At 70.0% G+C, this 10512-nt stretch carries 10 protein-coding genes; 4 read left to right on the top strand and 6 right to left on the bottom strand.

All coding sequences use genetic code 11. The features are described 5' to 3' along the window. Positions 1-971: chaperonin GroEL (groEL, locus tag CLV71_RS39490; protein ID WP_133908046.1), on the bottom strand; the 971-nt coding region annotated here is incomplete at its 3' end. A gap of 95 nt (positions 972-1066) precedes the next feature. On the opposite strand from groEL, the gene CLV71_RS39485 reads away from it, so the two are divergent. Beyond that, positions 1067-1702: a TetR/AcrR family transcriptional regulator gene (locus tag CLV71_RS39485; protein WP_133908045.1), complete on the top strand. Its 636-nt coding sequence runs from the start codon at positions 1067-1069 to the stop codon at positions 1700-1702. A gap of 49 nt (positions 1703-1751) precedes the next feature. Here the strand turns inward: CLV71_RS39485 and CLV71_RS39480 are convergent, their stop codons facing one another. After that, complete coding sequence (locus CLV71_RS39480) at positions 1752-2618, bottom strand: aldo/keto reductase (protein WP_279588790.1); 867 nt, start codon at positions 2616-2618, stop codon at positions 1752-1754. A gap of 89 nt (positions 2619-2707) precedes the next feature. On the opposite strand from CLV71_RS39480, the gene CLV71_RS39475 reads away from it, so the two are divergent. The 3 genes from CLV71_RS39475 to CLV71_RS39465 are packed head-to-tail and all read left to right on the top strand — an operon-like array spanning position 2708 to position 7389. Further along, on the top strand, positions 2708-3274 hold the full coding sequence (locus CLV71_RS39475) for a TetR/AcrR family transcriptional regulator (RefSeq protein ID WP_133908044.1): 567 nt from the start codon (positions 2708-2710) through the stop codon (positions 3272-3274). 42 nt (positions 3275-3316) lie between these two features. After that, positions 3317-5716, top strand: a complete 2400-nt coding sequence (locus CLV71_RS39470) for a glycoside hydrolase family 32 protein (RefSeq protein WP_133908043.1) — start codon at positions 3317-3319, stop codon at positions 5714-5716. Positions 5717-5763: 47 nt separating this feature from the next. Beyond that, a complete protein-coding gene (locus CLV71_RS39465) occupies positions 5764-7389 on the top strand; it encodes an eCIS core domain-containing protein (protein ID WP_243867205.1) in 1626 nt (541 codons plus the stop codon). Here the strand turns inward: CLV71_RS39465 and CLV71_RS50290 are convergent. Genes CLV71_RS50290 through CLV71_RS39450 form a run of 4 tightly spaced genes read right to left on the bottom strand, consistent with a single transcriptional unit; the run spans position 7353 to position 10512 of the window. After that, positions 7353-7484 carry a hypothetical protein gene (locus tag CLV71_RS50290; protein WP_279588789.1) on the bottom strand — a complete coding sequence of 44 codons (132 nt, stop codon included), beginning with the start codon at positions 7482-7484 and terminating at the stop codon, positions 7353-7355. The genes CLV71_RS39465 and CLV71_RS50290 overlap by 37 nt on opposite strands. Next, positions 7469-7738, bottom strand: a complete 270-nt coding sequence (locus tag CLV71_RS39460) for a hypothetical protein (protein WP_133908041.1) — start codon at positions 7736-7738, stop codon at positions 7469-7471. Before CLV71_RS39460 ends, CLV71_RS50290 begins: the two co-directional genes overlap by 16 nt. A gap of 33 nt (positions 7739-7771) precedes the next feature. Further along, the gene (locus tag CLV71_RS39455) at positions 7772-8770 is read right to left on the bottom strand and encodes a LacI family DNA-binding transcriptional regulator (RefSeq protein ID WP_133908040.1); all 999 of its coding nucleotides are present in this window, start codon (positions 8768-8770) and stop codon (positions 7772-7774) included. 35 nt (positions 8771-8805) lie between these two features. Further along, on the bottom strand, positions 8806-10512 hold the full coding sequence (locus CLV71_RS39450; RefSeq protein WP_133908039.1) for a discoidin domain-containing protein: 1707 nt from the start codon (positions 10510-10512) through the stop codon (positions 8806-8808).

Raw genomic sequence — 10512 nt, 5'->3', positions numbered from 1 at the left:
GTCACCACGACCTTGCGAGCACGACCCAGCAGCGAGATGTCGGCGTTGTCCAGCTTCAGACCCACGTCCTCGGAGATGACAGTGCCACCGGTGAGGATCGCGATGTCCTGCAGGATCGCCTTGCGACGGTCACCGAAGCCCGGCGCCTTGACGGCCACCGACTTGAACGTGCCCTTCAGCTTGTTGACGATCAGCGTCGCGAGCGCCTCGCCCTCGACGTCCTCGGCGATCACCGCGAGCGGTTTGCCCGTCTCGATCACCTTCTCCAGCACGGGCAGCAGCTCCTTGGCCGCCGCGATCCTCGTGGTGGCGAAGAGCAGGTGGGGATCGTCCAGCACGGCCTCCATCCGGTCGGTGTCGGTGATGAAGTGCGGTGCCACGTAACCCTTGTCGAACCGCATGCCCTCGGTCAGCTCCAGCTCGAGTCCCATCGCGTTGGACTCCTCGACCGTGATCACCCCCTCGCGGCCGACCCGGTCCATGGCCTCGGCGATGAGCTCGCCGATGGTGGTGTCAGCGGCCGAGATCGAGGCGGTGGCCGCGATCTGCTCCTTGGTCTCGACCTCACGCGACGCCCTGTGCAGCTGCTCGGTGACGGCCTCGACCGCGCGCTCGATGCCGCGCTTGAGCGCGATGGGGTTGGCGCCGGCGGCGACGTTGCGCAGCCCTTCGCGGACCAGCGCCTGGGCGAGCACCGTCGCGGTGGTGGTGCCGTCACCAGCGACGTCGTCGGTCTTCTTGGCGACCTCCTTGACCAGCTCCGCGCCGATCTTCTCCCACGGGTCCGCCGGCTCGATCTCCTTGGCGATCGAGACGCCGTCGTTGGTGACGGTCGGCGCGCCCCACTTCTTCTCCAGCACGACGTTGCGGCCACGCGGGCCGAGCGTCACCCGGACGGCGTCGGCGAGCGTGTTCATGCCGCGTTCGAGACCGCGGCGCGCGTCCTCGTCGAACGCGATCAACTTGGCCATGGTTGGTCCTCTCGGTTGGCGTTGACGCCGAGAGTACACAAAGTTGCGTATACGCAAAATTGCGTATACGCATGTTTGACGGATAGGCTGCCGGCATGAACGAGAACGGTGGGCTGCGTGAGCGCAAGAAGGTCGCGACCCGCGAGGCGATCAGCGCGGCGGCATTGCGCCTGGCGGTGGAGAACGGCGCGGACAACGTCCGGGTCGACGACATCGCGGCGGCGGCGGGTGTGTCACCTCGGACGTACAACAACTACTTCGCGAGCCGCGAACAGGCGATAGTCGCGGCGGTCACGGCGGAACGGGCCGCGCGGGTGGCGGCGGCGCTGCGGGCCAGGCCGGCGGACGAACCGCTCGCCGAGGCCGTGGTGGCAGCGGTGATCGAGCAGTACACGACCGAGCCGGAGGGTGACGCGCTGACACTGATCACGTCGACCCCCCGGCTACGCGAGGAGTACGTCGCCGCGGCGGCGAGCATGCGCCACCCCCTGGCCGAGGCGATCGCGGAGCGGCTGGGCGATGCCGATGCCTCTGACGACGCGGACGGCCCGCTCGTGCCCGCCGTGCTCGCCGCCGCCGTGTCGGCCGCCGCACGGGTCGCGCTGGAACGGTGGATCCGCCCGGCAGGCGGCGGCCTCATGGTCGTCACGACGGCGACACCACTACCGGACCTGTTGCGGGAGGCCCTTTCCCACGTGGCACCGGCACTGACGGCCGCCGAGTCGGCGTGAACCGAGCGTGGCCATCCGGTCGGCGGCGACCTCGTCGCGTCACGTGTGTTCAGAGCGAGCTGAGGGCGGCCATCGCGTCCGGGTCGAGGTGGACGGCGCCTGCCGCGACGTTCTCGGCCAGGTGGTCCGGGTCGCCCGTGCCGGGAATGAGCAGCGTCCGGGTGTAGTGCGTGAGCAGCCAGGCGAGGCTGACCTGCGCCGGGGTCGCGCCCACCCGCGCCGCGGCCGCGATCACGGCCGGGTGCTCGGTCGTCTTGCGGATCCCGGGAAACGCCGACCCGAGCGGGAAGAACGGCACCCACGCGATGTCGTGCTCGCGGCACACGTCCAGCACCGGCTCGGCGGTACGGTCGAGAACACTGTGGGCGTTCTGCACGCACACGATCCCGGCGGGCAGGGCCTGGCCCAGCTGGTCGACACTGACGTTGCTCAGCCCGATGCCGCCGATCTTGCCCTCGTCGCGCAGGGCCACCAGCTCGGCGAGCTGGCTGTCGAGGTCGACGACCTGGTCCCCCTCCGCGATGATGCCGGGAGGCGCGTCGCCCCGGCGGAGGTTCACGACGGCCAGCGAGTCGACCCGCAGGCTCGTGAGGTTGGCCTCCACGCTCGCGCGGAGCTGCTCCGGCCGCTGCGCGAGCACCAGCCCGGCGCCCTCACGCTCGGCGCCGACCTTGCTCACCAGCGCCAGGTTCTCGGGGTACGGGTGCAGCGCCTCGCGTATCAACGCGTTCGCCGCGCCGTAGAACTCGGCCGTGTCGATGTGGTTGACGCCGAGATCGGCGGCGGCACGCAGCACCGCGACCGCCGCGGCCCGGTCGGTGCCGCCTTCCAGCTGCATGGCGCCGAAGCCGACCCTGGCGACGCGGCGACCGGCGAGCAGCGTGGTGCCGCCGGGTGTGTGGTGGACAGTCGTCACGACGGTGCTCCTGTAGGCTTGCCACAAAGCGGAGGTTCCTCCGCTTCCGGTTTTCGAGGCTAGCAGAAACGGAGGCTCCTCCGGTAGTCATGGTCACCGAGAAGCGGGCGGACGCCCAGCGCAACAGAGCCCGGCTGGTCGAGGCCGCCCGCGAGGCGTTCACGACCTCCGGCGACAAGGTCACCCTCGAATCCGTCGCCCGCGCGGCAGGCGTCGGCATCGGCACGCTCTACCGCCACTTCCCCACCAGGGAAACGCTGGTGGAGGCGGTGTTCCGGGCCGAGCAGGACCGCCTGTGCGACAGCGCGGGGAAACTGCTCGCGGACCTGGCACCCGAGGAGGCGCTGCGTGCGTGGATGGACCGTTTCGCCGACTACGTGGCCACGAAACGGGACATGGCCGACACCCTGCGCGCGGTCATCGCCTCCGGCGCCGTCACCTCGTCCCAGTCCCGCGAGCGGTTGTCGGGCGCGGTCCGGACCCTGCTGGAGGCGGGGGCTGCGGCCGGGACACTGCGCGCGGACGTGGTCGCCGAGGACGTGGTCGCGAGCATCGTCGGGGTGTTCCTCGCGTGCGGCGGGCCGGACCAGCGCGAGCAGGCCGGGCGGATGCTCGACCTCATCATGGCCGGACTGCGGGGTGTACCCGAGCGGTAGCGATCCGTATGCTGAGCGTGGTCGGCGCGGCGAGGGAGATCGATGAAGATCCTGCGTTCAGCTGTGGCGGTAGTCCTTCTGGCAGCGGGCATGTTCGCGTCGGCCGCGCCACCGGCTCTCGCGGGCGACCTCACCGACTATCCCGAGTTCCCTTACCCGCCAACGAACTACGACGAGCCGTTTCGCGGGCAGTTCCACTTCAGCCCGCGTGCCGGGTGGATGAACGACCCCAACGGGTCCTTCTACTACCGAGGCCGGTATCACCTGTTCTACCAGCACAACCCGCACGGGCTGGCGTGGGCGACCATGCACTGGGGCCACGCCGTCAGCACGGACCTCGTGCACTGGACGCAGAAGCCGATCGCGCTGGAGCCGGGCGTGCACGCCGGAGACCTGTGGTCCGGCAACGGGATCGTGGACACGAACAACGTCACGGGCCTGAAGTCCGGGACCGACGACCCGATCCTGCTGTTCTCCGGCACCGGCGGCGTCACCGTCCACTACAGCCTCGACGGCGCCCGCACGTTCCAGACCTACGGCGGTGGCCGCGAGGTCGTGGACACCCCGGGCGTCGAGAGCCGCGACCCGAAGGTCTTCTGGCACGCGCCGTCGCGGCGCTACGTGATGGTGCTGTACGTGAAGGACGGCCGGGACGGCGCGAACTTCTACACCTCGACCGACCTGCTGCACTGGGAGTTCCGCAGCCGGTTCGTCGCGGACTGGATGTTCGAGTGCCCGGACATGTACCAGCTGCCCGTCGACGGGAACCCGGCGAACACGCGCTGGGTCCTGTCCGCGGCGAGGGACAACAGCTACGTGCTCGGCGACTTCGACGGTACGACGTTCACGCCGACCTCGCCCGTCGGACGCGAGGACTTCGGCGGCGGGTACGCGGAGTCGCCGTTCTACGCGTCGCAGACGTTCACCGGCGATCCCGCCGGCCGGGTCGTGCAGACCGCGTGGCAGGGCGGCAACCGGGGCGGCACGTGGACCGGGAACCTGACCTTCCCGGCACAGCTGGGTCTGCGGACGTTCCCGGACGGGGTCCGGTTGACCCGCGAGCCGGTCGGCGAGCTGGCGTCGCTGCGGCGCGACCCGTTCTCGCTGGGTGCGCAGACGTTGCGACCGGGCACGAACCCGTTGTCGGGGCTGCGTGCCGACACCTACGAGCTGACCGCGGAGTTCGACGTCAACGGGGCCACCGCGGCGAAGTTCGGCTTCCGGCTGCACACGCGGGCCAACGGCGGCTACGACCGTGAGGTCGCCTACGACCGCGCGGCCGGGACGTTGTACGGGGCACCGCTCGCGCCGGTGAACGGCCGGGTGCGGATGCGTGTCCTCGTCGACAGGGGACAGCTGGAGATCTTCGCCGGTGACGGCCGTTTCTCCTTCAGCGACAACGTGTACTTCGACTCGGCGAGCCAGGGCATCTCCCTGTTCACCGAGGGCGGCGACGTCCGGCTGGTGTCGCTGGGGTTCAACCGCCTCGATAAGGCGTGGGGCACCGGGCAGTCCACACTGGACGGGAACCTGGCCGGACCGTGGACCGCGTCGAACGGCACGTGGACCGACACGGCGGCAGGCAAGCAGGGCACCGCGGCCGGTGACGCGTTCTACCTCAGCTCGTCGAGCGCGGCGGACTTCTCCTACGAGGGCGACGTCCGGGTGGACAACGGGGTCGCGGCGGCGCTGTCCTTCCGCGCGGGGCCGAGCGGTCAGTACACGGTGAACGTGGACACGACCGGTGTGGTGAAGCTATGGCGTCCAGGCCGGGACATCGCCTCGTACGCGACGCCGGTCTCGGCGGGGCGGACCTATCACCTGAAGGTCGTGGCGGCCGGGTCGCGGTTCCAGGTGTTCCTGGACCGCTCGGCGCTGCCGGTGATCGACGCGACCGACACGGCCTACCCGTCCGGGCGGCTGGGCGTGAACCTGTTCAACGGCCAGGCGACGTTCAACAACCTGCAGGTGAACGCCACCGGTCTCGCCACCAACCTCGCGGGCCCGTGGCGGCCCGTCAACGGGACGTGGACGTACCCGGGCAGCGGGTTGCAGTCGCGTGGCGGCGGCGACACGTTCTACCTCAGCTCGTCGACGCCCACGGACTTCACCTACGAGGGCGACCTGACACCGCTGAGCGGGGTGGCGGCCGGCCTCGTCTTCCGCGCCAACGCGGACGGCACGCAGCACTACACGGCGAACATCGACGTCGGCGGTGTGGTGAAGCTGTGGCGTCCCGGCCTGGACATCGCGACCTACCGGACGACCATCGAGCCGGGCCGGACCTACCACCTGGGCGTCACGGCCCGGGGCGCGGACCTGCGCGTGTCCCTCGACGGCACACAGGTCATCGCCGCGACGGACAGCACCTACTCGTCGGGCCGGCTGGGCGTGAACGGCTTCCACGGCACGGCCCTGTTCCGCAACCTCCAGCTGCGCTGACCGCCGGTGTGACGCGACGGTGACCCCGCCGTGGCTCAATGAAGCACGTGTCCGAAAGAACCCACGACGATCTTCCCCTTGCGAGGGCACGTCCGCGTGCGACGGCCGAGGCCGTGTCCTCGCGCGCACCGGCGGTCGCCCCGGGCGTCGACTTCTCCCTGGCCTCGGTCACCGGCGTGATCAACTCCCCCGGCACGCCGCTGGACCCGGCACTGCGCACCGACATGGAAAACCGGTTCGGCGCCGACTTCTCCGGTGTCCGCGTGCACACGGACACCGCGGCACGGCGCTCGGCGCGGGCGGCAGGCGCCCTGGCGTACACCGCCGGTGAGCACATCGTGCTCGGCGGTGCCACGGCCGACCGGGCCACGCTCACCCATGAGCTGACCCACGTGGTCCAGCAACGCGCGGGCACCGTGGACGGTGTCGACGCCGGCGGCGGCCTGCGTGTGTCGACCCCGACGGACCGGTTCGAACGTGAAGCCGAGAGCAGTGCCAGCGGGCAGCCGGCCGGCCCGGCACGGTCGACTGGCCCCGCACAGGCCACCGGCGTCACGGTGCAGCGGCGGTCCATCGGCGGGTCGCTGGAGAGGAGTGTGGTCTCCAAGGCGGAGACCGCCGAGGAGCTCCACCTCGTTCTGGCCCGGGTGTGGGCGTTGACGTCGGAAGACGATCAGAAGTACGCGATCAGGCAGGCGATCACCCGGCGCCGGTACGTCGACCGGAGGTGGAACGGCGCACTCTCGGTGGACGAGTTGCACGATCTGCTGACGCGTTACTTCGCAGGTCACGCACCGAACTTCGGTGCGGCACAGGCCGAGAAACAGGACTTCGAGAGGATCCTGACGGAACTGCGGTGGAACGTCGTCGATGCCGCGTTCGATGTCGCGCTCGTCCTCGACGAGAGCTTCGGCGGTGCCTACTACGCCGAGCAGATCCTTCGTCAGCACTACGCTTCCTGCTACCCCACCGCCGAGAACCTCTTCCCGGTGCTGACGGACGGTCAGCAGAAGGCCGAGCTGGGTTCGTTCACGTTCGAACCCGAGGACGTCGTCGCGGACATGGCCGGGCAGGCCGGGAGGTTCCGTGAGGTGGTCGGCGGGCTGACCCGGAGCATCTACGTCGCGAACAGCAAGGGCGTGGAGACGGTGTTCCGGGTGGAGTTCGCGGGTCACGGCTTCCTCCTGGTGCTACGGCGCGACGATCCAGGCGGCCCGATGGGGATCGAGTTGTTGGAGAGCCTCGCGCATTCCGCGTCCCTGGACGTCTCGTTCCGTCGTCCTCCGCGCGAGGTCAAAGCCGTCATACGCGATCTCCTCGACATGGCCGACGACGATGCCCGGATCCGGTCAGCCGCCGCGGGCAGGTTCGGCTGGAACGCGGACGCGTTGTTCCTGCACGAAAGCGGGCGGTACACGCAGGCGGAGGATCCCCTGGGGGTCAGGCGTCAGCGGGATCCCGGCGGGTTCGAGAGCGAGTCGTTCCCCATCCGACCCCCGGGGAGCACGAATCCCCACGCCACCCCGGGCGAGTACTTCCCGCTCCTGCGGATGAACTGGTGGGCACGGCCGCTGTTCCGCGACCAGGACACGAACGAGACCGGAGTCGACCGTTGGATGGCGGTGGGCAGGAACCGCTACGACCAGCTGAAGGGCATGCTGAACCCGCCATGACATCGGGCGGGCCGTGCCTTGCCGTCGGCGATCAGGACGTTCTGGTTGTTGAAGTCGGTGTGCAACAGCGTGTCGCCGCTCAGCTGGTCGCGCATCGCCTGGTCGCCTCCATAGCGGACCAGCGTTGCTCGGCCACGCGGAGTGTCAGGTCCCGCTGTTGTGTCCACACACGACGGTGGTCGGCGCGCAGTCCTTTGACGAACATCGTCTCGTTCGCTGTCCGTACGCGGGTGGCGATCTCGCTGTTCCATCCGCCGTGCACGGTGTCCATGTCGAGGACCGGGCCGACCTGCTCGACGATCGCGGCGCGGACCTCGTCAGGGACGGTCGCCAACCGTGTCGTCACCATGGTCCGAAGGCTCTCATGCGTGCGCCGACACCTTCAGGCCGAGTCGCGGATCACCAGCTGTGGTTCGAAGATGCGGCTTGCCGGGGGTAGGGACGGGTCCTGGATGCGGGCCAGCAGCAGCTCCGCCATCGCCGCGCCCATGTCCTCCACCGGCTGGCGGACGGTCGTGAGCTTCGGGCGGCACGCCAGTGCCGCGCTGCTGTCGTCGAAGCCGACCACGGCCACGTCCGTCGGCACGGAGCGGCCCGTCGACTGCAGGACCGCCAGGGCGCCCTGGGCCATCAGGTCGTTCGCCGCGAAGACGCCGTCCACGTTCGGGTGTCCGGCCAGCAACGTCGTCATCGCCTCCTCGCCGCTCGCCACCGTGAAGTTGCCCGCCACGGTCGGGGTCTCCCCCGCCTCGACACGGAAGCCCGCCAGGCGCTCGTTGCTGGTCCGGACGTCCAGCGGGCCGCTGATCGTGGCCAGGTTGCGGCATCCCCTGGACAGCAGGTGCCGCGCGGCCAGTGCCCCACCCACCTCGTTCTCGACGTCCACGTACGACAGCCGCTGGAGCGTCCTCGCGAACACCACCGCGGGCAGGCCGGCCACCGCGACCATCGACGTCAGGAGGTCGTCGGGGTGGGTCGACACGAGCAGCGCGCCGTCCGTGCCGCCCTCGCGGAGGTGGGCCAGTATGTCGTCGCGGGCGGCGTCCGTGTCGGCCAGCATCAGGAGCGGGTGCACGCCGTGGCCACGCAGGAAGTCCACCACGCCGTCGGCGACCCTGCCGAAGAACGGGTCGCCGAACACGTGGCCGCCCGCGCCGGACACGACCAGCGCTACCGCACCCGCGCGGCGGGTCACGAGCGAACGGGCGGCCCTGTTGGGGGCGTACCCGGTCTTCTCGATGGCCCGCCGCACGGCCTCCTGTATGTCCTGGTCGACGTTGCGGATTCCGTTGACCACGCGGCTCACGGTCGCGCGGGAGACCCCCGCGACCCTCGCCACGTCCTCGAGCGTCGGCGTGCGGCCCGTTGTGCGTCCAGCCATGCGCCGATGGTACGGGAGAGCGCTCTCCAACGGTCTCAGCGCCGGTAGACGCCCAGCTCGTACAGCGAGTAGCCCCAGCCGGTGCCCCGGGCCGTGCCGTACATCCGAACGTACCGGCCGGTCGCGGTGACGTCGATCGAGTCGACGCCGCCGTCACCGGAGGTGGTCGAGTACACCGTCCGCCAGTCGCGGTCGTTGTCCGACACCTGTAGCTGGTAAGACCGACCGTACGCACCTTCCCACACCAACTGCACCTGTTGGAAGGTGGTAGTCGCACCGAGGTCGACCCGGAGCCACTGCGGGTCGCTCCAGTCCGACGCCCAGCGCGTGGTCAGCGAGCCGTCCACCGTGTTCGACGGCGGGAACGGCGCCCCGTCGCCCTGCGTCTGGTACGACGAGGCGGTCGTGGCCCTGCCGCGCGCCACGTTCTCGCCCTGCGGCGTCGGCGCGACCACCCGGAAGGACCGGCTCTCGATGCCGACGTTGCCGTGCCCGTCGCGGGCGTACACGTACAGCTTCCACACGCCCAGCCGGTCCGGCGCGCGCACGGTGAACGGCCCCGACCCCGTGTAGGACGCCGTCACCAGCGCACCGGAGTTGTCGATGTACTTGCTGTTGATCTTCAGCTCGTAGGAGATCGCGTCCCCGTTGGGATCGGACGCGCCGACGTCGACGGTGAACGTCCCGCCGGCAGGTACGTCGGTGACCCGGCTCAGGTTCATCCGCGAGATCACCGGCGGCGAGTTCGACCCGGGGTTGCCGCCGAACGCCGCCGCGACGGAGTAGTACGACAGCCGCTTCTCGTTGCCGGGCACCAGGTTGAACCACACGCCGCCGAAGTCCTGTTCGGTGCCGTAGTGGAACAGCGTGCCGCCGAGCGCCACGCCGGTGTGCGAGGTCAGGCAGTTCCACGCGTTGCGGTAACCGTCGCGTTTGGCCACGTCGGAGGGTTCCGTCGGCACGCCGTTGACGTCGTTCGGCACCTCCCACTCCCCCGCGGGGCCGCCCTCGGTGAGGATGTAGGGCTTGGTGTAGCCGCCCGCGTTCCAGTCGTTCTTCACCTGGCACACGGCGTTGTAGGAGTTCACCGCATACAGGTCGAGGTCGGGTGCGTAGGCCTTGAAGTAGGGCCACGCACCGGTCCACGCGTCGGTGGACGTGACCGGGTGGTTCGGGTCGGCGGCGTGGATGGCGCGGGTGACGTCGTTGACGAACCGGACGTAGGCGACGCGCTGGTTCTCCAACTCCGTGCCGGAGAAGCAGTTCTGCATGCCGAGCACGGACTCGTTGCCCACGTTCCACATCAGCACGCCGGGGTGTGTCTTGTAGACGTTCACCCAGCGCAGGAACTCGGTGAGCGAGTTGTTCTTGTAGTTGGTGTCGGTGACGTAGTTGACGCAGCCGCCGCTGCCGGGGCCGCCGCCCGGTTGCAGCCAGAAGCCGTTGATCACCTTGATGCCGTTGGCGGCCGCGGCGTCGAGCAGTGGCTGGGTGGTGCCGTCGGTGCCCCAGGTGCGGACCGTGTTGACACCGATGGCGTGCAGGTCGGGCAACCTGGCGGCCGCCTCGGAAACGGGTGGACCCCAGGTGAGGCCCTTGACCTGGAACGGGGCACCGTCGACGGTGAGCCGCCAGTTGCCTTGCGAGCCGGTCACACGCACTACGGACGGCGCCGCCGCGGCGGGCTGCGCCGCCACGAAGCTGGCCACGAGTGCGAGCACCAGCACGAGAGCACGCTTCAT

Source organism: Actinophytocola oryzae, assembly GCF_004364325.1.
In the GTDB taxonomy this organism is placed as follows: Bacteria; Actinomycetota; Actinomycetes; order Mycobacteriales; family Pseudonocardiaceae; genus Actinophytocola; species Actinophytocola oryzae.
Note: the sequence above shows the minus strand (reverse complement) of the source record. Positions and strands in the feature narration are given on the sequence as shown.

Excerpts from the sequence above, each read along its gene's own strand:
- CLV71_RS39455 (WP_133908040.1), bottom strand. The coding sequence starts at position 8,770 with ATGGCTGGACGCACAACGGGCCGCACGCCGACGCTCGAGGACGTGGCG.
- CLV71_RS39485 (WP_133908045.1), top strand. The coding sequence starts at position 1,067 with ATGAACGAGAACGGTGGGCTGCGTGAGCGCAAGAAGGTCGCGACCCGC.
- CLV71_RS39475 (WP_133908044.1), top strand. The coding sequence starts at position 2,708 with ATGGTCACCGAGAAGCGGGCGGACGCCCAGCGCAACAGAGCCCGGCTG.
- CLV71_RS50290 (WP_279588789.1), bottom strand. The coding sequence starts at position 7,484 with ATGCGCGACCAGCTGAGCGGCGACACGCTGTTGCACACCGACTTCAAC.
- CLV71_RS39460 (WP_133908041.1), bottom strand. The coding sequence starts at position 7,738 with ATGGTGACGACACGGTTGGCGACCGTCCCTGACGAGGTCCGCGCCGCG.
- CLV71_RS39450 (WP_133908039.1), bottom strand. The coding sequence starts at position 10,512 with ATGAAGCGTGCTCTCGTGCTGGTGCTCGCACTCGTGGCCAGCTTCGTG.
- CLV71_RS39470 (WP_133908043.1), top strand. The coding sequence starts at position 3,317 with ATGAAGATCCTGCGTTCAGCTGTGGCGGTAGTCCTTCTGGCAGCGGGC.